Raw genomic sequence first — 22810 nt, forward strand, 5'->3', positions numbered from 1 at the left:
TGCTAGATTTTTTTGACTTATTCTGAATCAAAAAGTTGGGCTTCTGTCAGATTGAAATCAGACAGAAAGCTTAAAATAACTGATTTTTCTTGTTCATTATATTTATCGAAAATTTGTCCAAGTTTAATATCCATGATTTTATGCATTTTATCGTGAATGGTCGCTACTTTTCGACCTTTGACTGTCAGGTGATAGAAAATTTTCTTTTTATCACTTTCAGATTGATAAGTAGTTAAAAACTGATATTTGATTAAATTTTGAACAGCACGAGTCACTCCGCCACGAGTGACGGATAATTTTGTGGCTAATTCGATACCGGTTAAATCTTCTTTGGTCAAAGCTGACAAAATGTGAAGGGCAACAACTGACAAAGTCAAAACTTCTTTTTCCAGTTTATCATTGTCCAATTGAGCTAAAATCCAGCTTCTTTCCTGAGAACGATTGTCAGTTGCATGTCTTAGCTCATGCAATTCTTTTGAAATTTGTTGGTTTAGGTCTGCTGAGGTCATCTTATCCATGCTTACATTATACAATAAAAGGAAATTAGAAGTCTTTCCCAAATTTTTCTGCACTGGTAAATGCTTTTTCTTTTAGTTCATCCGCATATTCTGGGTAGCGAGCATATCCTTCAACGAAAAGTTGTTGACGATTCTCGTCAGTAATTCCTACCATTTTCATTATTTGGTCAATATAAGCAGCACCTAAATCGTTAGCCATATGTGTTGGGTCTTGTTCATTATGATAAAATCCTCCTGCTGATTGAATGTGAAGCGATTTTTTTCCTTCAAGTAAGCCAATCGGACCATTTTCAGTATAACGGAAAAGTTTTCTAGGCACAGCAATAACATCAATATATTGCTTCAATTCAGCAGTGATAAAGCCGTTGTACATAGGGTTGACGAAAACATATTTGTCAGCTGATAGAAATTCTTCTAAATATTCTTCGTGTCGATGTAGTAAATTTTTATCATTAACACTCAGTGTATCAGGAGCATATTTATTACGTTTCCAAGCAGCAAAAGTTTCATTATCAAGAGCTGGGACCTTTTCTGAAAATAAATCACGGATGATTAGTTTATCTAAAGGATGAGACTCCTGATAAGATTTTTTGAATTTTTCTACTGTAGCAAGAGACCAGCTAAAGTCGTCAGTATGTGGGTGGGCTAAAATTATAAGTAAAGTTGTCATTTTATTCTTCTTCTTTCTTTTTTGTTGACAAGCAACATTATAATCTTAATTTTGTTGCTTGTCAACATGAAAACGAATTAAATTCGAATTATTTGTGGTATTCCAGTTTGTAAAAGCTATGTAAAAGTGTTACAATTAATGGTAATATCCACTTATTTTGTGAAAGAGAAATTATGCCGAATATTATTAGAAAACTTGTCGAAAATGACAAAAAAGAGCTCAAAAAGCTCAATAAAATGGCGCTTCAAGTTGAAAGTTTCGCTGATGAAATGGAACATTTGACTGATGAGCAATTGAAAGCCAAAACTCCCGAATTAAAAGAACGTATTGCAAAAGGAGAAAGTCTTGATGATCTTCTCTATGAAGCATTTGCTGTCTGTCGTGAAGCAGCCCGCCGTGTGCTTGGTTTGTACCCTTTCCATGTTCAAATTATGGGAGGGATTGTCTTACATAACGGTGACGTTCCCGAAATGCGTACCGGTGAAGGTAAAACTTTAACTGCGACAATGCCGGTTTATCTTAACGCACTGTCAGGTAAAGGCGTTCACGTTGTTACTGTCAATGAATACTTGGCAACTCGTGATATGACTGAAATGGGTGAACTTTACAGCTGGCTCGGATTGACTGTTGGATTGAACTTGAATTCAAAATCACCAGAAGAAAAACGTGAAGCTTACAACTGTGACATCACTTATTCAACATCAGCTGAGCTTGGCTTTGATTATCTTCGTGATAACATGGTGACACGTGCCGAAGATATGGTTCAAAAGCCATTGAACTATGCTCTTGTCGATGAAGTTGACTCAATTTTGGTCGATGAAGCCAGAACACCTTTGATTATTTCTGGACAAGCTGAAAGTTCATCAGCACTTTACTATCGTGCTGACCAATTCACTAAGACATTAAAAGGTCAAAACTTGAATGTTGCTACTTCTGAATATGAAGAAGGCGACGATTACAAGATTGATTTACAATCAAAAACAATTTCCTTAACTGAAGAAGGAATTGATAAGGCTGAAAAATTCTTCCAAATCGAAAATCTTTATGATATGGAAAATGTTGCATTAACTCATTTTGTAGATAATGCTTTACGTGCCAACTTTATCATGCTCCACGACATCGACTATATGGTTGATGAAAACCAAGAAGTTTTGATTATTGACCAATTTACTGGGCGTACGATGCCTGGACGTCGTTATTCTGATGGTCTTCACCAAGCAATTGAAGCTAAAGAAGCTGTGCCAATTCAAGATGAATCAAAAACAATGGCTTCAATTACGATTCAAAACTACTTCCGGATGTATAAAAAACTTTCAGGGATGACAGGTACTGCTAAAACAGAAGAAGAAGAATTCCGTGAGATTTATAACATTCAAATCACACCAATTCCAACCAACCGTCCTGTTCAACGTTTAGACCATCCAGATTTACTTTACCCAACTTTGGAAGCTAAATTTAAAGCAGTTATTGATGACATTAAACGTCGTCATGCTGAAGGTCAACCAATATTGATTGGTACTGTTGCTGTTGAAACTTCCGAATTGATTTCTAAGAAATTGGTTGAAGCAAAAATTCCTCATGAAGTTTTGAACGCAAAAAATCACTTCCGTGAAGCGCAAATCATCATGAATGCGGGTCAACAAGGAGCAGTAACGATTGCGACCAACATGGCCGGTCGTGGGACTGATATCAAGCTTGGACCTGGTGTAATTGACCATGCAGACCCTGAGTTCCGAGGTCTTGCTGTTATTGGTACTGAACGTCATGAATCTCGCCGTATTGATAATCAATTACGTGGTCGTTCTGGACGTCAAGGTGACCCAGGGGTTTCACAATTCTATCTTTCTCTTGAAGATGAATTAATGAAACGTTTTGGTTCGGAACGTGTTTCAGCTTTCCTAGATAGAATGCGTATTTCTGGTGAAGATGCTGTCATCAAATCTGGGTTGATTACTCGTCAGATTGAAAGTTCACAAAAACGTGTCGAAGGTAATAACTACGATTCTCGTAAACAAGTCTTGCAATATGATGATGTAATCCGCGAGCAACGTGAAGTTATTTATGCACAACGTCAGGAAGTTATCTTGGCTACAGAAGATATGACTCCTGTTTTGATGGGCATGTTCAAGCGAACAATTGATCGTCAAGTGGATGGTCATGAACTTGCAGGAAGTCTTAAAGATGAAGAAAATGTCAAAAATCTCTTGCAAACATTGCACAACACAATGTTGCCAGAAGATGGCATTGAATTATCTGAACTGACAGGTTTGTCAGTACAAGCAATGAAAGATTTAATTTTTGATAAAGTCAAAGCTCGTTATGCTTCGCAAATGGAAAAATTATCTGACCCAGAACGTCAGTTGGAATTCCAACGTGCAGTTATCTTACGAGTTGTTGATAATAACTGGTCAGAACACATTGATGCGCTTGACCAAATGCGTCAATCAGTAGGACTTCGTGGCTATGCCCAAAATAATCCTATTGTTGAATATCAAGAAGAATCATATAAAATGTACAATAATATGATTGGTGCGATTGAATTTGAAGTGACTCGCTTGATGATGAAAGCTCAAATCCAGCCACAAACGGCAATCCGTCAGGAAGCGCCAAGAATGACAACCACAGCTTCACAAGAAAATATTACAAATGTTGATACTGAACATTCTGTCAGTGAAGAAATTTCATTTGAAAATGTTGGTCGTAACGACCTTTGTCCTTGTGGGTCTGGTAAGAAGTTTAAAAATTGTCACGGACGTACACATATTGCCTAAAAGGCCAATTAATTTACTGACAGCTCTGTCAGTAAATTTTTTTATCACTAATGGACGCAAATAAGTATAGAATTAAATAAATTTTTGATACAATAGATAAAATAATAAAGCGAAATACGAGGAATTGGAATGAGTTTTAAAGAAATAAGTCCTAAGATAAATATTGATGCAATTAAGATGTTGGGACATCTTAATAGTGAGCAACAAGAAAAAAAATTGCAACGAGATAAAGAACTTGAAGCGATTATAAAAGGTGAAGATGACCGTTTACTTTTGATTATTGGGCCATGTTCGTCAGACAATGAAGAAGCCGTTTTAGAATATGCTCGCCGTTTAGCTAAACTTCAAGAAGCAGTTAAAGATAAAATTTTTATGGTCATGCGTGTCTATACTGCAAAGCCTCGTACAAATGGAGATGGCTATAAAGGATTGATTCACGAACCAGATGCTGATGGTCATACCGATTTAATCAATGGAATCAAAATGGTTCGTGACTTACATTACAAGGTCATCACTGAAACTGGTTTGACAACTGCAGATGAAATGCTTTACCCAGAAAATCTTCCAATGGTAGATGATTTGGTCAGCTACCATGCAATTGGTGCACGTTCTGTTGAAAATCAACAACACCGTTTTGTTGCTTCTGGGATTGATGTACCAACTGGCTTGAAAAATCCAACATCAGGAAATTTGAAAGTGATGTTTAATGGAATTTACGCTGCTCAACAAGCACAAGATTTCCTCTTTGGTCGTGCAGAAGTTCAAACATCAGGAAATCCTTTAGCACATGCGATTTTGCGTGGTGGACAAGATGAAAATGGAAAATACCATCCAAACTACTACACTGATAACTTACTTGATACAATTGAAATTTATGAAAAAATGGGCTTGAAAAATCCTTTTATTGTCATTGATACAAACCATGATAACTCTGGTAAGAAATTTATGGAACAAATCCGTATTGTTCGTCAAACCTTAGTTAATCGTGACTGGGATGATAAAATTCGCCAAAATGTTCGTGGCTTCATGATTGAATCTTACCTAGAAGATGGTCGCCAAGATAAACCAGAAGTATTTGGTAAATCAATTACTGACCCATGTTTAGGTTGGGATAAAACAGAAGCACTTGTTCAAGAAATTTACGAAGCTGAAAAGAAAAATAACTAAAAATAAAAGCTGTCAGAACTGACAGCTTTTTTTCAGCTCGTTTTCTTCAAGAAAATAATATAAAAAATACTTATTTGATGATAAAAGAAATCAAAGTCTAGCAACCATTCAAAAGCAGCCATGAAAAAAATAATGAAAAATTAACAGCAGATATTGCAAACCCTTTCGTTTTGTGGTACAATTTCAAGAGTGATAGATATTTTAGATATCGTCAATAAAAATGAAAAAACATCTAAGGAGAACCATAAAAATGGCATCTAAAGAATTCCACATCGTTGCAGAAACTGGTATCCATGCACGTCCAGCTACATTGCTTGTGCAAACAGCTTCAAAATTCACATCAGAAATCACTTTGGAATACAAAGGTAAATCAGTAAACCTTAAATCAATCATGGGTGTTATGTCACTCGGTGTTGGTCAAGGCGCTGACGTTACTATTTCAGCTGAAGGTGCAGATGCTGACGATGCAATCTCAACAATCGCTGAAACAATGACTAAAGAAGGACTCGCAGAATAATCATGACAACTATGCTTAAAGGTATCGCCGCATCATCAGGTGTAGCAGTAGCTAAGGCATACTTGCTTGTCCAACCAGATTTGTCTTTCGAAACAAAGACAATTGCTGATACAGCTAATGAAGAAGCTCGCCTTGATGCAGCACTTGCTACATCTCAAAGCGAGCTTCAACTTATTAAGGACAAAGCAGTAACAACCCTTGGTGAAGAAGCAGCATCTGTATTTGACGCTCATATGATGGTCCTCGCTGACCCAGATATGACTGCTCAAATTAAAGCAGTAATCAACGACAAAAAAGTTAACGCTGAATCAGCCCTCAAAGAAGTAACTGATATGTTTATCGGTATCTTTGAAGGAATGACTGATAATGCTTATATGCAAGAACGTGCAGCTGACATTAAAGACGTTACAAAACGTGTTTTGGCTCACCTTCTTGGTGTTAAATTGCCAAGTCCAGCGCTTATCGATGAAGAAGTAATCATCGTAGCAGAAGACTTGACACCATCTGATACAGCTCAATTGGACAAGAAATTCGTTAAAGCCTTTGTTACTAACATTGGTGGACGTACTTCTCACTCTGCAATTATGGCTCGTACTTTGGAAATTCCTGCTGTTCTTGGAACAAATAATATTACTGAACTTGTTTCTGAAGGCCAACTTTTGGCTGTTTCAGGATTGACTGGTGAAGTAATTCTTGATCCATCTACTGAACAACAAAGCGAATTCCATAAAGCTGGTGAAGCTTATGCTGCTCAAAAAGCAGAATGGGCTGCTCTTAAAGACGCTGAAACTGTTACAGCTGACGGACGTCATTATGAACTTGCTGCCAATATCGGAACACCTAAAGACGTTGAAGGCGTTAACGATAACGGTGCTGAAGCAATTGGTCTTTATCGTACTGAATTCTTGTACATGGATGCACAAGATTTCCCTACAGAAGATGACCAATACGAAGCATATAAAGCTGTACTTGAAGGAATGAACGGTAAACCAGTTGTTGTCCGTACAATGGACATCGGTGGTGACAAAACATTGCCTTATTTTGACCTTCCTAAAGAAATGAACCCATTCCTCGGATGGCGTGCACTTCGTATCAGCCTTTCAACAGCTGGTGACGGAATGTTCCGTACACAATTGCGTGCACTCTTGCGTGCTTCTGTACACGGACAACTTCGTATCATGTTCCCGATGGTTGCTCTCGTAACTGAGTTCCGTGCAGCTAAGAAGATTTATGACGAAGAAAAAGCAAAATTGATTGCTGAAGGTGTTCCAGTTGCAGATGGTATCGAAGTAGGTATCATGATTGAAATTCCAGCAGCAGCAATGCTTGCAGACCAATTTGCTAAGGAAGTTGATTTCTTCTCAATTGGTACAAACGACCTCATCCAATATACAATGGCTGCAGACCGTATGAATGAGCAAGTTTCTTACCTTTACCAACCTTACAATCCATCAATCCTTCGTTTGATTAATAATGTAATCAAAGCAGCTCACGCTGAAGGTAAATGGGCTGGTATGTGTGGTGAAATGGCTGGCGACCAAACTGCTGTACCATTGCTTATGGGTATGGGGCTTGACGAATTCTCTATGTCAGCAACATCAGTACTCCAAACTCGTTCACTTATGAAACGTTTGGATTCTAAGAAAATGGAAGAATTGTCTAGCAAAGCTTTGAGCGAATGTGCAACAATGGAAGAAGTTATTGCTCTCGTTGAAGAATACACTAAATAATCTTTTCAATTGATTTGAAAAAAGGAATCCTGTCAGTTCTGACAGGATTTTTTGTAATCTATTTATCAACAACAAATTTACTGACAGAAAAACTTATCCACGTGGATAAGTTTTTTTGTGTTATTTTAATGTTAAAATGTAAAATAATGATAAGTGGAGGGTAAATGACAAAGTTAAATTTTTTTGATTACTGGTTAATTGGAGAAGTAGGTTACAGTCTCATTTTGGTATTGATTTCACCTAGCCAAATTAATATTAATTTCTGGCTTATTTTGACGAGTAAGCAAACTAGCGGTTCAGTTTTTAATATTATTGCCCTACCAATTTTGATGGCCTTGCCGAATCTAATTCAACGGGTGATGACCTCAAATTCTATTTACTGGACTAAACAAAAATATATTATTCTGATATTGAATTTTATTTTACTTTTAGTGACAACTTTTTGGTTGCTAACATTGCCTTTTGGACAGTAAAAAAGTTACTGACAAAAATCTGTCAGTAACTCATACATGCTTAAAATGGCAATCCTTTAGTGAATTTTCCAAGTTTTTGTTCAGTAACTTTTTCGATTTGGCTTAGCGCATCGTTAACAGCGTCAGTGACCATATCTTGTAAAGTTTCAGGATCTTCAGGGTCAATCACATCAGGTTTGATGTCAAGAGATTTCAAAGTGCGGTCACCTGAAAATTCAACGGTTACAAGGTCTTGGGCAGATTTACCAACAAAAGTTGTATTGGCAATTTCTTCTTGTGAAACTTGCATTTGCTTTTGAAGTTTTTGTGCTTGTTTCATCATTGATTGCATATTCATCATGGAAATATTACCTCTTTTAGAAATTTTGTTGAAAGCCTTTCAACACTTCTCTATTTTACCATAAAAAAAGATAATAAAAAAATAGGAAAATGAAGGAGGAGCAAATGGAACTTAATAAGAATCAAAAAGAGCGTGACTATTTTAAAGTGCTAAAAGTCCATCGAATTAGCCAAAAATTTTGCTGAAATAATGAGTGAGCTTTTGAAAGATTGGGTGGATATCCCCAATTCTCCAATAGTCAATTGTTTTACAGAAGAATCACGTCTGAAAATGTTTGTAGGGAGGAAAAACTCATGGATTTTCAAATTATCAAACTAAAAAATAAACAAAAAATGAGTCTATACATCTGTAAAGTCACTTTTTATTTCTGTCAGTAAAAATTGAGACAAAAAAACTCAGCCTTAGCTGAGTTTTATTAGTGCGGTGGGCGGGACTTGAACCCGCACCAAGAAAATTCCCGACAGGATCCTTAATCCTGCGCGTCTGCCAATTCCGCCACCACCGCGAAAACAGTACCTAAATATAATACCATTTTCATTGTTCTCTGTCAAGAATTAACTCGTAATTTACTGACAAGATTCATAGTAAATTATGGATTATAAGCTTTCATAAATTTTGAAATTGTTTGGCGGTAAAGTTCAGGATTTGTTTCAAATGATTTGGCATGAGCAGCCCCTTTGATAACTAATAATTCTTTTGGTGTTCCTTTTTTAACAGCTTTATAATTTTCATAAACCATCGAAGTAGGAACGTAAGAATCATTACTTCCATGAATCAATAGAATAGGAAGTTTATCTTTTGTCAGTGCTTTTGTAGCACTAGCCTCTTGGAAAAACCAGCCTTGTCGCAATTTGCTTTCAAGAGAAACACTATAAACGAGTGGGAAAGGTGGAATATTATAACTTTCTTTTGCTTGATAAGTAATTTCATCCCAAGCGTTGGTATATCCACAATCTTCAATAATATTTTTTACTGACGAAGGCAAAGATTTTTCGCTAGAAGCCATCATTACCGTGGAAGCTCCCATGGAAAGTCCGTAAAGACTGATTTGGCTCTCAGGATTCTTGTCAGTTAAATAGTTAGCCCAAGCAATGACATCAAATTTGTCATGATAACCAAAAGTGATGAATTTGCCTTCTGACTGACCGGCCCCACGATTATCTGGCATGAGCACATTATAACCTAATTCATGAAAAAGTTGACCATACTGGCGCATAGCCGACTTATCCTGGCGAAAACCATGTACCACGATTACTGTATTATTAGTTTTGTACTCAGCTGGAACATACCATGCATCAAGTTTCAAATTATCATTTGTAATTGACACAGTACTTTTTGATAATTTATCGAATTTCTGTACCAAAGAATAATTAGGACTGCTACTTTTGACCTGCCCAATCTGTTGATTATTTCGAACACAGGCAATTTGATAAAAATATAATGTTGCTCCCAAATTAATAACTAAAAGAAGAGCAAAAAGGCCAATTATCACACGCCGAATTTGTTTTTTTCTAAATTTTTTCATGAATTTTATTATACATGAAATTCAATGTAAAACCAAAATTAAAAGATTCTCGGTTTTAATAATAGGTTTAATCATTCAGCTCTAAAAAGTTTATTTAGCTTTTTTAATAAAAGTGTGATAGAATGAAGAAAATAGAATAAATACTCCACCGGGAGTTAAATCGTATGAACGATTGTTTGCATTTCAGTAGGTCTGAGAAGAAATGTAGATGGTCGTTCTTTTTTTAGCTGAGGAGGCAAAAATGACTTGGATTTATTTACTTATAGCGGGAACATTTGAAGTGGCTTGGGCAACAACAATGAAGTTGAGCCACGGCTTTTCAAATTTGAAGTTTACACTACTGACAATCATCGGAATGATTGCTAGCTTTGGTTTTCTTGCGCTAGCTCTAAAAAAATTACCTTTAGGGATTGCTTATCCAATTTGGACGGGGATTGGAGCCGTTGGCTCAATCTTAATCGGACTTATTCTATTCAAAGATAAAGTCCCACCATTAACTTGGCTTTTCATTGCCTGTTTAGTCGTGGGTATTATTGGAATAAAAGTAACAAGCGGTCACTAAAGATGATACAGTCTTTTAATTTTTTAGTATATAGATTTCATGATATAATAAGAGAATTGGTAAAAAATAAAAGAAATAGCAATAGAATAATCTATTTGCTATTTTTAATGAGGAGGAAAAAATGAAAAACAAAAAAAGCATGATGAATTTAGCAATTTCTAATCTCTTTTTAGTATTTTTGGGTGCAGGTTTAGTCATTCCTGTTTTGCCAACCCTTAAAGAACAAATGCACTTTTCAGGAACAACAATGGGAATGATGATTTCTATTTTTGCAATTGCTCAATTGGTTGCTTCACCAGTCGCTGGTGCTTTATCTGATAAAATTGGGCGCAAAAAACTCATTGCCATTGGAATGATTATTTTTTCTTTTTCTGAACTTTTATTTGGTTTAGCGCAAGCAAAAACAGGTTTTTATATTTCACGAGCGCTAGGGGGTGTCGCAGCAGCGATGCTCATGCCTTCAGTTACTGCTTATGTGGCTGATATGACCACAATTGCTGAACGTCCTAAAGCAATGGGACTTGTTTCAGCAGCAATCAGTGGAGGCTTTATTATTGGTCCTGGAGTGGGTGGTTTTATTGCCCATTTTGGAATACGTGTTCCTTTTTATGTTGCAGCAATCTTAGCTTTCCTTGGTTTCCTTTTAACAATTACAATTTTAAAAGAACCAGAGCGGACAATTGAAAGTCATCAAGAAATCGAAAAAGTTTCATTTCTCGATATTCTCAAAAATCCATTATTTGGTTCACTCTTTATTATTATTTTGATTTCATCATTTGGTTTACAGGCCTTTGAGTCAATTTATAGTATCATGGCAAGCATTAACTTTGGTTTTAGTATGAGTGAAATTGCTTTGGTTATTACAGTGAGTGGAATTTTGGCCCTCTTTTTCCAACTTTTCTTATTTGACGCAATTGTTAATAAAATTGGTGAGCTTGGATTGATTCAATTAACTTTCTTTGCCAGTGCAATCTTCATTGCTATTATTGCCTTTACAAAATCAAATTTAGTCGTTGCTCTTTCTACATTTGTTGTTTTTCTGGCCTTTGATTTATTTAGACCGGCTGTAACAACCTATCTTTCAAAGCATGCGGGCAATCGCCAAGGGGCAATCAATGGGTTAAACTCAGCCTTTACAAGTTTTGGAAATATTTTAGGGCCAATGGCTGCTGGTTATATGTTTGACCTTAACCATTTATTTCCATATTATATCTCTGCGATTATTCTACTGGGAACCGGATTTTTATCACTATTCTTAAACAGAAAAAATTTCAGTAAAATCTAAATAAAAACTTTCAATCTTATTATATTTATAACTACTATCTTGTAAAGGATAGTAGTTTTTTCATTAATAGAGTTGTTTTCCTGAATAAAAAAACCTCCTGATGTAATCTTATACAGTCAGGAGGAAAAGGAGTAAGCAAATTGGTCATTGGATTTTCTATAATTTTTCTCAAATAGGATAGAAAGATCCATTTGTATAAGGAGTCAAGGGGATTTGAACCCCTGCGCCGCTTTACACGGTTCGACGGATTTCGAGTCCGCTGCATTACCACTCTGCCATGGCTCCACTCCTTTATCTAAATTAATTATATCACAGTTGATTCTCTTCTTGAAATAATATGAAATTACTAAAATGAAAATAAAACGCATATTTATACAAAAATGTTGACAAATGAATAAATATGCTGTACAATTGCATTTATATTAATTTGAAAGAAGAAAAATGATGGGAAACAAAAAAATTGTCTTGGCATATTCAGGTGGATTGGATACAAGTGTTGCTGTTAAATGGTTGACTGATAAAGGATTTGACGTCATTGCTGCCTGCATGGATGTTGGTGAAGGAAAAGACTTGAATTTTATTCATGATAAGGCGCTTCAAGTAGGGGCGGTGGAATCTGTTGTTTTGGACTGCAAGGAAGAATTCGCTAAAATATTTGTTGGAGCAGCACTCAAAGGAAATTTAATGTATGAAAATAAATATCCTTTAGTATCCGCTTTGAGTCGTCCTTTGATTGCTCAAAAATTAGTAGAAGTAGCTAAAGAAAAAGGGGCGACTGCTATTGCTCATGGTTGTACAGGAAAAGGAAATGACCAAGTGCGTTTTGAAGTAGCCATCCATTCTCTTGCGCCTGAGCTTGAAGTTATTGCTCCAGTTCGTGAGTGGCATTGGGCTCGTGAAGAAGAAATCGAATACGCCAATCAAAATGGTGTTCCTATTCCTGCTGATTTAGATAATCCTTACTCAATTGACATGAATTTATGGGGGCGTGCGATTGAAGCTGGTGTTCTTGAAAATCCTTGGAATACTTGTCCAGAGGATGCTTTCTTTATGACTAATTCTGTGGAGGATGCTCCAAACGAAGCTGAATTTATTGAGGTTGAGTTTAAAGAAGGATTACCAATCGCCTTAAACGGAAAAAGCTTAGAATTGCATGAAATCATCAAAGAAGTGAATATTATTGCAGGAAAACATGGAATTGGTCGGATTGACCATATTGAAAATCGGTTGGTTGGGATTAAATCACGTGAATTTTATGAATGTCCTGCTGCGATTACTTTGTTAAAAGCCCATAAGGATTTGGAAGACTTAACTTTCGTTCGAGAACTTGCACATTTTAAACCAGTTCTTGAAAATGAATTAGCAAACTTGATTTATAATGGTTTGTGGTTCAATCCTGCTACTAAGGCTCTGATTGCTTATCTTGACGAAACTCAAAAAGTAGTTAATGGGATTGTAAAAATTAAATTATATAAAGGTTTAGCTACACCAGTGGGACGTAAATCAACTAATTCGCTTTACAGCGAAAAATTAGCAACCTATACTGCTGCAGATGAGTTTGACCAAGCAGCGGCAGTTGGATTTATTAAATTATGGGGACTACCAACGCAAGTCAATGCTCAAGTAAATCTCAAATAATAGCTATAGGAAAATTTGGAAAGTGAGAGAATGGTAGAAAAACTTTGGGGAGGACGTTTTGAGGCGTCTTTAGATAAACAGACGGAAGCATTTGGAGCATCAATTAAATTTGAGCAACGACTTGCCCCTTTTGATTTAAAAGGATCATTAGCTCATGTGAAGATGTTGGGTGAAGCAGGAATTATTACTACCGAGGAATCCCAAAAAATTGCCGAAGGTCTGAAAAAAGTAGAAGAAAAGCTTCTTAATGGCCAAATTGAATTCAAGATGGAAAATGAAGATATCCATATGAATATGGAATCCTATCTTCATCAAGAAATTGGTCCATTAGCAGGTAAATTGCATACGGCTCGTTCTAGAAATGATCAAGTGGCAACAGATATGCATTTATACCTCAAAAGTGTCTTAGAGTCCGTTTTAGAAGCTTTAAAAGAGTTAAGAGAAACAATTGTAAAGCTTGCTGTAAACCAAATTGACACTATTATGCCTGGTTATACTCATTTGCAACATGCACAACCAATTTCCTTTGGTCAGCATCTAATGGCTTATTATCAAATGCTGACACGTGATTTTGAGCGCTTTGAATTTAATATTAAGCATACAGATATGAATCCTTTAGGAGCGGCAGCTCTAGCTGGGACGACGTTTCCCATTGATAGAATGCTGACGACAGAATTACTTGGTTTTGAGAAGGCTTATGATAATTCAATGGATGCGGTCAGTGACCGTGACTTTATTTTAGAGTTTCTATCAAACGCGAGTTTGTTAATGATGCATTTATCAAGATTTTGTGAGGAACTTTTACTCTGGTCTAGTCATGAGTTTAAATTTGTCAGTCTGTCTGATGCATATTCTACAGGTTCTTCTATTATGCCACAGAAGAAAAATCCAGATATGGCAGAATTAATTAGAGGGAAAACGGGACGTGTTTACGGAAATCTTACGGCTTTATTAACTGTAATGAAAGGTTTACCTTTAGCTTATAATAAAGATTTGCAAGAAGATAAAGAAGGGATGTTTGATAGTGCTGATACTATAATAACTTCTTTAACTGTTATGAACGGGATGTTGTCAACTTTAACTGTAAACCGTGTAAACATGGAGAAGTCAACTGAACAAGATTTTTCTAATGCGACAGAGTTGGCAGATTACCTTGCAACTAAAGGGCTTCCTTTTAGAAAAGCTCATGAATTAGTTGGTCACTTGGTTTTAGATTGTATAAAAAAAGGAATTTACCTCCAATATGTAAATTTACAAGATTATCAAATGTTATCTCCTTTAATCAATGAAGATGTTTATGAAGTTTTAAAATCAAGAACAGCTGTTTCACGAAGAAATTCTTTAGGTGGAACGGGATTTGAATCGGTTAAAAAACAGATTGAAGAAGCAAAAAAAGAACTTCAAATTTGAAGTTCTTTTTATATTAGTTTTTTACAGCCAGTGATTTAGTATGTGTAAAGTAGTTTATTAAATTGAAAATAACCAGAATTGCTGAACCCACAAAGACATAGCGATAGTCAATAAATCCAGCAATAGCTGAACCAAGTAATGGACCTGCAAAAGCACCAATTGATTGAGCAGATTGATTATAAGAGAAAATTCGACCAGTAATAGCTTGTGGAGATTCTTTAGCCAAGATGGCTTGAACCGAAGGGAGAATTGCCGCATCAGAGACTCCGACAAGTAGTCTCATAACAATTAAAAACCAAACATTAGTTGTCATTGCTGTGATTGAGAAGACGATTAGTGAAAAGAAAAGTCCAAAACCAAGGATTTTTCTTTGACCAACTTTATCACCTAGACGACCTAAGAATGGAGCAGCCACTAATGTAACGATTCCTGGGGCAGCAGCGACAATTCCGGCCATGAAAGTAATGTTTCCTTGACCATGCATAAGTTCTTGGACATAGAGTGAAAGAACTGGATTAATCGATTGATTGGTCATTTGAGTAATGAGGGTTGCAAAAAACATGCCCCAAATAATGGCTGGGTGGGTAACAACTTCCCAAACTTGTTTATAGGAAAGCATGTTTTTCTTCTCAACGGGCTTAAATGTTTCTTTGACAAAAAATAAAGCAAGGAAAAAGACGAGAAACATAATAATTCCTGTGACGCTAAAAACGCGACGATAACCAGTTATATTAACAAGTATTCCGCCAATGATTGGACCGATAAGAGTTCCAGCAACAGATCCTGTTGTAAGGAGCGATAAGACGGCCCCTGATTTTTCCTTTGGTGCAGAACTGGCCATTAAGGCCATTGAATTAGAGACAAAACCAGAAAAGGCCCCAAGTAGCATGCGTAAAATAAGCAATTGCCAAGCAGCTGTAACAAAAGCCATTAATGAAATTGAAATTGCCATCCCAAGAGAAGCGCGTAAGAGCATCAATTTCCGACCTTTCTGGTCAGCTAATCTTCCCCAAAGGGGAGAAACGATTGCTAAAACAATAAAGGTGGATGAGAAGACCAAGCCTGACCAGATGTTTAATTCCGTTTTTGAATAATGGCCAAGTGTACTGATGTAAAGTGATATAAAAGGGGCGATAAGGCTTGAACCTATCCCCGTCATAAATGTCCCAAACCAAAGGACAATTAAATTTCGTTGCCATGATTCTTTCATGAATGAATGTCCTTCTTTCTTGATGTATTCATAATAATATTATAAAACTATTGTTCGTAGTTTGTCAATGACGAATCATTGCTTGAAAAAGATTGAGAATAGTTTTATACTGATAGTAAGATAGTTTGAATCGACTATAAAAGTTCAAACTTCGAGTAAACTTTCGCATCGAAAGTATTGAAAGGAATCCAATTATGGCAAGGATTGCATTGACTCGTGATAAAATCGTTCAAGCTACTATTGAACTAGCTGGTAAAATTGGTCTCTCTAATGTTAGTTTTCCGCGCTTAGCTGAGTATTTTGGAATTAAAGCTCCGTCACTTTATAATCATTTTAAAAATATGGAAGAAGTACGTGTGGCAACGGCAGTCTACCTCCAAAAAGAATTAAACTATGAACTAACTCATGCAATGGTGGGACTAACTCCTTTGGCAGCACTTAGGGCTTATGCTGAGAGTTATAAAAGATTCGCTGAAAAATATGAAGCAGTTTATGAACTGATTAATGTAATACACCAAACAAATAATGGAGAACTGGAATATTTAGCAAAAGAAAATATTCGGTTGGTTCGTCGAAGTTTGGAAAATTTTCATTTATCAGAAGAAGAAAATTTTCATATCAGTCGGATGTTTCGCTCAACGCTTCATGGATTTATCACTTTAACACAATTAGGATATTTCCGTCAGTCTGGTTCGATTTCCAAAGAAGAATCCTTTACTTACATGGTCAATCATCTGCTTAGTCGTCTTGACAATCCAGAAAATATTTAAAAATACTATGTTAAATACATGGTATTTTTAAATGCTAAATTTAATTATTAATTTCTTCAACAAAATAGAACGTTTTCAGGTGATATAGTGACTTTTTAGCAAGTTTATGATAAAATTAATATGATAATTTCTAAAATGGGAGAGAGTGGCTTGGCTATAAAAAAAACATATCGCGTTAAACGCTCAAAGGATTTTGACCAAATTTTTTCAGCGAAACATAGCTTTGCCAATAAAAAATTTGTGGTCTATAAATTAAACACAAATCAACCTCATTTTCGTGTAGGTCTATCAGTAAGTAAAAAGCTTGGTCATGCGGTTTTACGTAATCGAATTAAACGTCTTTTACGCCATGCCATTGCTGAATTTAAACCTTATCTGACAGATGAAGATTTTGTAATTATTGCACGTTCGGGTGTTGAAACACTCAGTTTTGAGGAAGTAAAGAAAAATCTAAGACACGTTTTGAAGTTGTCAAAAATCTATGTGGATGGAGAAAACGATTGAAAAAGAAATTTAGTTTGATCGCAATGGCAGGGGCGGCTCTTTTGTTGCTTACAGCTTGTGGAACAACAGCTGTGACAAGTAGTTCAACCAACCTTTGGGACCAAATTGTATATGGCTTTGCACAGGTTATTCGTTTCTTGTCATTTGGTGGTTTGACCGGAGTTGGTATTATTTTATTCACGATTGTTATTCGGGCAGCTTTACTCCCGTTAATGAACATTCAAATCAAATCTAGCCAACGTATGCAAGAAATTCAGCCAGAAATCAAAAAAATTCAGGCTAAATACCCAAGCAAAGATATGGAATCTCGTCGTTTGATGAACGAGGAAATTCAAAAACTTTATGCAGAAAATAAAGTCAACCCTTACATGGGTTGTTTGCCATTAGTTGTTCAAATGCCGGTGCTATGGGCACTTTACCAAGCCTTGTCTCGTGTGGATTTTTTGAAACACGGAACTTTCCTATGGTTTGAAATTGGTGCTAAAGACCCTACTTTTATTTTGCCTATATTGGCTGCGGTCTTTACTTTCTTGAGTTCATACTTGATGATGAAATCTGCTCCAGAAAGAAATGCAATGACAACTTCAATGACTTATATCATGCCTATTTTCATTTTGATTATGGGAGTTAACTTTGCTGCTGGGATTGCGCTCTACTGGGTCATCTCGAATGCTTTCCAAGTATTCCAAACAATGCTGTTAGCAAATCCTTACAAAATTATTGCAGCGCGAGAAGCTAAAGTACAGGTCGAAAAAGATAAAATTAAAGCTCGTGAAAAAGCATTGAAGAAAGCAAGAAAAAAATAAAAAATACCATTGGCAGTTTTTATTTTAATTGGAAGTTGTGCTAGAAATTGTCAATAGGCTTTATCATATGACAGGAGTAGTTTTATTATGGCTATTTTTACTGGTGAAACGGTCGAAGATGCAATCGAACGTGGGTTAAATCGCTTAGGTGTTAAGCGTGAAAATGTTCATATTCATATTGAACAAAAAGAAAAAAAAGGTTTCTTAGGTTTTGGAAAGAAACGGGCTCGGGTTAATATTGAGCCAATCCATGAGGAAACAGTACGTAAAGCTGACCATCTAGCTGAACGTGGTGTTGATGATACAATCAATCTCGGAGTGCCTAAGGCACAATCTGCTATGGAAGCAACACTTGAATTAAGCCAAGTGGTTAAAGCTGTCCGTGCAGCTGAGAGAGAACAAAAAGGTGAAATCACTGAAGAAGAGCGTAATGCAATTATTGAAGTGGCTAAAAAGACGGTTGTCCAAAATCGTCAAGGAACAGCAGATCTCTCTGATGTCGTTTCTGCTGTCAAAGAAGAAGTTGAAGCGAAGAAAGAAGTTTCAAGTGAAGATGAAAAAATTGCTTCAAAAATTTCAAGCTATTTAACAACTATCACACAAGAAATGGGAATTGCAACGCGCGTTTCAGTTTCTCGTGACGGGAATTTAACAATTTTTAATTTGACTTCTAATCATGATGCTTTGCTTATTGGTAAACATGGTAAAATTTTACAAAGTTTGCAAATTTTGGCAAAAGCTTACGCTAATAGCATTTTGAATACACGAATGAATATTGCTGTTAATGTAGGTGATTATCATGAAAAACGCAAAGCTTATATCGTAAGCCTTGCTCATCGTGCAGCTGAACGTGCGCGTGGCGGTGAAACGGTTTATATTAATGATTTACAGTCTAATGAACGTAAAATTGTTCACACTATTATTGGTCAGGAAAATGGTGTATCAAGTCATTCAGAAGGACAAGAATATAATCGCTATATTGTTGTGTCTAAAGAGATTTAGCCTTGACAAAAGACCTTTCATAGTGTAGAATTGTAAGGTATGCTTTTAATAGCAGTAAAAAGATGAAAGGAACACCGAAAAGGTGGAGCTACTTTCAACCAAAAGTGAAGTAGCCCAGGGACTTATATAAAATGAAACGTACTTACCAACCACACAAAAAATCTCGTAAGACTACTCACGGATTCCGTAGCCGTATGGCAACTAAAAACGGACGTCGTGTCCTTGCAGCTCGTCGTCGTAAAGGACGTGCTTCACTTACAGTTTAATTTGTAAATGAAATTGAAACCAGCTTATGGCTGGTTTTTTTATTTGATTATGTCTAAATATAACAGGAGTCGATTGACGATTAAATATATTTTGTTAAACGGTTTCATTAATTGTGTTATAATGGTTTTATTAAATAATTAGTGAAATTTTTTCCTTTGTTGATTGAAGATAAGGTGAAATCTCACACTTAAAGGAGAGTTTTGTCGTGAAAAAATTCAAAATTGGTGAACTTGAAGCTTCTCAAATTATTTTAGGCTGCATGAGAATTAATGAAGAGGGAAAAGATCCGGTTGCTGTAATTGAAAAATCAGTGGAGCAAGGGATAAATTTCTTTGACCATGCTGATATCTATGGGGGTGGAGCTTGTGAATCGATTTTTGCAGATGCTCTAGAAAAATCGTCAGTAAAACGAGAAGATATTATTTTACAGTCAAAATGCGGAATTGTTCCTGGAAAAATGTTTGATTTTTCAAAAAAACATATTATTGAATCGGTTGAGGGGAGTTTAACTCGTTTAAAAACTGATTATTTGGATACTTTGCTCTTGCATCGTCCAGATACTTTAGTTGAACCTGAAGAAGTAGCTGAGGCTTTTTATGAATTGGAAAAAGCAGGGAAAGTACGTTATTTTGGGGTTTCTAATCAAAATCCTGGTCAAGTTGAACTGTTGAAAACAGCGGTGAAAGAGCCATTGTTGTTTAATCAATTACAGTTTGGCTTGAAACATACGGGAATGATTGATGCTGGGATTCATGTAAATATGAGCGATGAAGGTTCTTTTGTTCATGATAATGGAATTTTAGAGTATTCTCGTATTAATAAGATGACTATTCAGGCTTGGTCACCTTTCCAATATGGTTTCTTTGAAGGTGTCTTTGTTGGAAATGAAAAATTCCCTGATTTGAATAAAAAATTGGAATTTTATGCAGAAAAATACAATTCTACTCCAACTGGAATTGCTGTCGCTTGGATTAATCGTCATCCTGCCAATATCCAAACAATTATTGGAACGATGACATTGAGCCGAATTGAAGAAATTGCTGCTGCTTCAGATATTGTCTTGGAACGTGCGGAATGGTACGACTTGTACATGGCGGCTGGAAACATTTTACCTTAAATATAATTAAAGTAGGAGACTAGTTAAAAAACTAGTCTTTTGATTACTTTTTTGGGAGGAAATCTGATGGATTTTTCTAAATATTTCAAGAAAAAGAATGACAGTAAGGTAAAAATTTTTTCAAAGTTAGAAATTTTTGAGAAAGTCAATGATGAAGAATTGATAGAGGTTTCTGGAGGAAATTTTTCTAGTAATCTTCGACAAAAAAGGGTTATAGCGGGGCTGACACAAAAAGAACTTGGGAAACTACTTTATTCGAGTAAACAAGCTGTCTGTAATTGGGAGCACGGGCGACGTGAACCGAGTTTAGAACTTGTCCAAGAGATGGCAAATGTATTTAAATGTTCAATAGATGATTTGTTAAAAGATAGTGAAAATATAAACTAAAAGTACACAAAAAGAATATTAAAGCAGCATTGACTAAATGTTCAGAAAAGTTTAAAATATACTTGTAATTAATTACGGAGATGCCGAAAATTTGATGAGCCTTTCTAGTGGAAATGTTTATTGACTAAAAATGCTCAAAACGAGTCCGATTGGGCCAGAAAGTGTGCTTTTATGGAATTGCAAACTATTTTTGAAGAATTTGAAGTGTTGACTGATGAGGAATTGATGGAAGTTAGTGGAGGAGGGGGGTTAATTAACTATTCTCAAAATTATATTTCTTCAGTTTTACTTGGAAGTGGTAATGTTATTGGTGATATTTATGACCGTTAATCTAATCGTTTTTTGTTAATTCTAGTTTATTTTAAGCTAAAGGATTGTTAATATAATTTAGCAATCCTTTTTTGGGGGTCTTTTATGATTGAACATATAAAAAAATCTTTACAGACTAAATTAAAAGTAGTCCTATTGCTATTAGTGACATTGATTCTCTACAACGGTTGGGAACCTAGACTAGGTATTTTTCCACCAACTTTCTATGATTTTGCTTTTAATTATTATGGATTTGTGGATATTTTAACTTTTTTAGTAATAATAGTTATTGCTTATAAAAATGATGCTTTTAAAAAGATTTTTGATATATTTCGTCCAAAAAATTTGTTATTTATTTTGTTTTTTATTGTTGGTGGAAATATTTTTATTGCTTTGGCATATCATTTATATTTTCAGATGACACCAGCTTTAGAAGCTTTTCCAGAACATTCAATAGATTTGGCAAATTATTTTGCACGGACTCCTTTTTGGTCGCATTCATTAGATTTATTCGTGATTGGACCGATTAGTGAAGAGTTGATTTATCGGGAATATCTTTATCGACTTTTTGATAAAAAATGCTTGGCTTGTTTTGTGAGCATCACTGTGTTTGCATGGGTGCATACTGGTTTTACTTACTCTTTCTTTTTATATCTGCCTATAAGTTTAGTTGTTACTTTGGCCTATCACCGGCGTAAAGCAATTGGGGAAAGTATCGCTCTTCACAGTTCAATAAATCTGATAAATACTTATTTACCAAATTTATTAAGCTTTTGGGTATTCTGAGTAACTAGTGATTAGGCTTCCTATTCTTTGGTAATTTTCAAATTAAAATTCTCTTTTTATTTAAAATTTAAAAGTCTTGATAGAAGGCTTTTATTTACTTTAATGGAGAAAACGGTTGAATTCAAGCAAAAAATAACGTATAATTAACATGTATCTAAGAAATTTTTAATGGGATATTTCTGTCAGTAAATAAAAGATTTGTCTTCTAAAAATGAGGAAATCGCTTGGCTGACGGGATGGAAATTATTGATTTTTAGTTTAATCTGGCTTTACAGATAAATTTAAAGGAGGTGTCTTATGAGTTTTACAGATGAAACAGTCCGTTTTGAATTTGGTGATTCGGACAAGAAAGAAATTGGCGAAACACTCGTTGATGTTTACAATGTGCTTGAGGCTAAGGGTTACAATCCTATCAATCAAATCGTGGGTTATGTTTTGTCGGGAGACCCTGCTTATATCCCTCGTCATGATGATGCGCGTAATAAAATTCGCCGTTTTGACCGAGATGATATAGTTGAGGAATTAATCAAGAATTATTTGAAAGATAATGGTGTCAATTTATAGTGTTTGCACGAATTTTAGGGCTTGATGTCGGAACAAAAACTGTAGGAGTTTCTGTCAGTGATTTACTTGGGATGACCGCTCAACCTGTTGAAACCATTAAGATTGACAGTGAAGCTGATGAGCTTGGCTTTGAACGTTTAGGCGTTTTGATTAAAGAATACAAACCTGAAAAGGTAGTTCTTGGTCTTCCAAAACATATGAACGGTGATGAAGGGATTCGTGCCGAAGCATCACGGGATTATGGTACAAAGTTGTCCAATGAATTCGGTTTGGAAGTCGCTTATCAAGATGAACGATTGACAACTGCACAAGCTGAAAAAGTATTGATTGATGGTGGTGTGCGTCGTAAAGATCGCAAAAAATCAATTGATAAATTGGCTGCTGTTTTGATTTTACAAAATTATTTGGATGCTCATGCATTAAAATTATAATTTTTGGTTTGCTGATGAAAGCTTTAGTTTATTTGTAAGTATAAAAATACT

25 protein-coding genes and 2 tRNA genes are annotated in these 22810 nt (G+C 35.6%); 20 read left to right on the forward strand and 7 right to left on the reverse strand.

Annotation, left to right across the window (positions count from 1 at the left end; translation table 11 throughout):
- Positions 1 to 17: 17 nt before the first annotated feature.
- Together QJV49_RS07910 and QJV49_RS07915 are read right to left on the reverse strand one after the other, a co-directional pair.
- Complete coding sequence (locus QJV49_RS07910) at positions 18 to 509, reverse strand: MarR family transcriptional regulator (RefSeq protein WP_309568396.1); 492 nt, start codon at positions 507 to 509, stop codon at positions 18 to 20.
- 34 nt (positions 510 to 543) lie between these two features.
- On the reverse strand, positions 544 to 1188 hold the full coding sequence (locus QJV49_RS07915) for an NAD(P)H-dependent oxidoreductase (protein WP_225512402.1): 645 nt from the start codon (positions 1186 to 1188) through the stop codon (positions 544 to 546).
- 173 nt (positions 1189 to 1361) lie between these two features.
- On the opposite strand from QJV49_RS07915, the gene secA reads away from it, so the two are divergent.
- The 5 genes from secA (at position 1362) to QJV49_RS07940 (ending at position 7846) form a co-directional block, all read left to right on the forward strand.
- Positions 1362 to 3959: a preprotein translocase subunit SecA gene (gene secA, locus QJV49_RS07920; RefSeq protein ID WP_153242030.1), complete on the forward strand. Its 2598-nt coding sequence runs from the start codon at positions 1362 to 1364 to the stop codon at positions 3957 to 3959.
- Between the two features lie 129 nt (positions 3960 to 4088).
- Positions 4089 to 5126, forward strand: coding sequence for a 3-deoxy-7-phosphoheptulonate synthase (locus QJV49_RS07925; RefSeq protein WP_225512401.1), 1038 nt, complete (start codon positions 4089 to 4091; stop codon positions 5124 to 5126).
- Between the two features lie 250 nt (positions 5127 to 5376).
- Positions 5377 to 5643, forward strand: coding sequence for a phosphocarrier protein HPr (locus QJV49_RS07930; RefSeq protein WP_003132292.1), 267 nt, complete (start codon positions 5377 to 5379; stop codon positions 5641 to 5643).
- Positions 5644 to 5645: 2 nt separating this feature from the next.
- A complete protein-coding gene (gene ptsP, locus QJV49_RS07935; protein WP_010905129.1) occupies positions 5646 to 7373 on the forward strand; it encodes a phosphoenolpyruvate--protein phosphotransferase in 1728 nt (575 codons plus the stop codon).
- 164 nt (positions 7374 to 7537) lie between these two features.
- Positions 7538 to 7846 (forward strand): hypothetical protein, encoded by a 309-nt coding sequence (locus tag QJV49_RS07940; RefSeq protein ID WP_225512400.1) that lies wholly within the window; start codon positions 7538 to 7540, stop codon positions 7844 to 7846.
- A 40-nt stretch (positions 7847 to 7886) separates the two neighbouring features.
- On the opposite strand, the gene QJV49_RS07945 is transcribed toward QJV49_RS07940, so the two are convergent.
- The 3 genes from QJV49_RS07945 to QJV49_RS07955 all read right to left on the reverse strand — a co-directional run bounded on the left by QJV49_RS07945 (position 7887) and on the right by QJV49_RS07955 (position 9711).
- Complete coding sequence (locus QJV49_RS07945) at positions 7887 to 8186, reverse strand: YbaB/EbfC family nucleoid-associated protein (protein WP_010905131.1); 300 nt, start codon at positions 8184 to 8186, stop codon at positions 7887 to 7889.
- 419 nt (positions 8187 to 8605) lie between these two features.
- Positions 8606 to 8691 (reverse strand) — tRNA-Leu (locus QJV49_RS07950).
- 84 nt (positions 8692 to 8775) lie between these two features.
- The gene (locus tag QJV49_RS07955) at positions 8776 to 9711 is read right to left on the reverse strand and encodes an alpha/beta hydrolase (RefSeq protein ID WP_225512399.1); all 936 of its coding nucleotides are present in this window, start codon (positions 9709 to 9711) and stop codon (positions 8776 to 8778) included.
- Between the two features lie 241 nt (positions 9712 to 9952).
- Here QJV49_RS07955 and QJV49_RS07960 point away from each other — a divergent pair, with 241 nt between their 5' ends.
- The gene (locus QJV49_RS07960) at positions 9953 to 10273 is read left to right on the forward strand and encodes a SugE family quaternary ammonium compound efflux SMR transporter (RefSeq protein WP_021723289.1); all 321 of its coding nucleotides are present in this window, start codon (positions 9953 to 9955) and stop codon (positions 10271 to 10273) included.
- 121 nt (positions 10274 to 10394) lie between these two features.
- Positions 10395 to 11558: an MFS transporter gene (locus QJV49_RS07965; protein ID WP_225512398.1), complete on the forward strand. Its 1164-nt coding sequence runs from the start codon at positions 10395 to 10397 to the stop codon at positions 11556 to 11558.
- Positions 11559 to 11756: 198 nt separating this feature from the next.
- Here the strand turns inward: QJV49_RS07965 and QJV49_RS07970 are convergent.
- Positions 11757 to 11843 (reverse strand) — tRNA-Ser (locus QJV49_RS07970).
- A 159-nt stretch (positions 11844 to 12002) separates the two neighbouring features.
- Between QJV49_RS07970 and QJV49_RS07975 the strand changes: the two genes are divergently transcribed.
- Positions 12003 to 13196 (forward strand): argininosuccinate synthase, encoded by a 1194-nt coding sequence (locus QJV49_RS07975; protein WP_031287878.1) that lies wholly within the window; start codon positions 12003 to 12005, stop codon positions 13194 to 13196.
- 30 nt (positions 13197 to 13226) lie between these two features.
- Entirely contained in the window at positions 13227 to 14606 is a 1380-nt protein-coding gene (gene argH, locus QJV49_RS07980; RefSeq protein WP_225512397.1) for an argininosuccinate lyase, read from the forward strand.
- A 13-nt stretch (positions 14607 to 14619) separates the two neighbouring features.
- On the opposite strand, the gene QJV49_RS07985 is transcribed toward argH, so the two are convergent.
- A complete protein-coding gene (locus QJV49_RS07985) occupies positions 14620 to 15816 on the reverse strand; it encodes a multidrug efflux MFS transporter (RefSeq protein WP_225512396.1) in 1197 nt (398 codons plus the stop codon).
- Between the two features lie 194 nt (positions 15817 to 16010).
- Between QJV49_RS07985 and QJV49_RS07990 the strand changes: the two genes are divergently transcribed.
- The 11 genes from QJV49_RS07990 to ruvX all read left to right on the forward strand — a co-directional run bounded on the left by QJV49_RS07990 (position 16011) and on the right by ruvX (position 22759).
- Positions 16011 to 16586 carry a TetR/AcrR family transcriptional regulator gene (locus tag QJV49_RS07990; RefSeq protein WP_039114470.1) on the forward strand — a complete coding sequence of 192 codons (576 nt, stop codon included), beginning with the start codon at positions 16011 to 16013 and terminating at the stop codon, positions 16584 to 16586.
- Positions 16587 to 16721: 135 nt separating this feature from the next.
- Positions 16722 to 17090, forward strand: coding sequence for a ribonuclease P protein component (gene rnpA, locus QJV49_RS07995; protein WP_225512481.1), 369 nt, complete (start codon positions 16722 to 16724; stop codon positions 17088 to 17090).
- Complete coding sequence (locus tag QJV49_RS08000) at positions 17087 to 17896, forward strand: YidC/Oxa1 family membrane protein insertase (protein ID WP_010905140.1); 810 nt, start codon at positions 17087 to 17089, stop codon at positions 17894 to 17896. The genes rnpA and QJV49_RS08000 overlap by 4 nt, the downstream gene beginning before the upstream one ends.
- A gap of 87 nt (positions 17897 to 17983) precedes the next feature.
- A complete protein-coding gene (gene jag / locus QJV49_RS08005) occupies positions 17984 to 18898 on the forward strand; it encodes an RNA-binding cell elongation regulator Jag/EloR (protein WP_225512395.1) in 915 nt (304 codons plus the stop codon).
- Between the two features lie 131 nt (positions 18899 to 19029).
- Entirely contained in the window at positions 19030 to 19164 is a 135-nt protein-coding gene (gene rpmH / locus QJV49_RS08010; protein ID WP_003131818.1) for a 50S ribosomal protein L34, read from the forward strand.
- Between the two features lie 206 nt (positions 19165 to 19370).
- Complete coding sequence (locus QJV49_RS08015) at positions 19371 to 20282, forward strand: aldo/keto reductase family oxidoreductase (RefSeq protein WP_225512394.1); 912 nt, start codon at positions 19371 to 19373, stop codon at positions 20280 to 20282.
- Between the two features lie 66 nt (positions 20283 to 20348).
- Positions 20349 to 20669: a helix-turn-helix transcriptional regulator gene (locus QJV49_RS08020; protein WP_058219472.1), complete on the forward strand. Its 321-nt coding sequence runs from the start codon at positions 20349 to 20351 to the stop codon at positions 20667 to 20669.
- A gap of 171 nt (positions 20670 to 20840) precedes the next feature.
- A complete protein-coding gene (locus QJV49_RS08025) occupies positions 20841 to 20999 on the forward strand; it encodes a class IIb bacteriocin, lactobin A/cerein 7B family (protein ID WP_225512393.1) in 159 nt (52 codons plus the stop codon).
- Positions 21000 to 21083: 84 nt separating this feature from the next.
- Entirely contained in the window at positions 21084 to 21764 is a 681-nt protein-coding gene (locus QJV49_RS08030) for a CPBP family intramembrane glutamic endopeptidase (protein WP_225512392.1), read from the forward strand.
- Positions 21765 to 22061: 297 nt separating this feature from the next.
- A complete protein-coding gene (locus QJV49_RS08035; protein WP_003131820.1) occupies positions 22062 to 22328 on the forward strand; it encodes an IreB family regulatory phosphoprotein in 267 nt (88 codons plus the stop codon).
- Positions 22328 to 22759: a Holliday junction resolvase RuvX gene (ruvX, locus tag QJV49_RS08040; protein ID WP_225512391.1), complete on the forward strand. Its 432-nt coding sequence runs from the start codon at positions 22328 to 22330 to the stop codon at positions 22757 to 22759. Before QJV49_RS08035 ends, ruvX begins: the two co-directional genes overlap by 1 nt.
- The last annotated feature ends 51 nt before the right edge of the window (positions 22760 to 22810 follow it).

Origin of the sequence: Lactococcus sp. NH2-7C, assembly GCF_029953655.1 — a bacterium.
Taxonomy (GTDB): Bacteria; Bacillota; Bacilli; order Lactobacillales; family Streptococcaceae; genus Lactococcus; species Lactococcus lactis.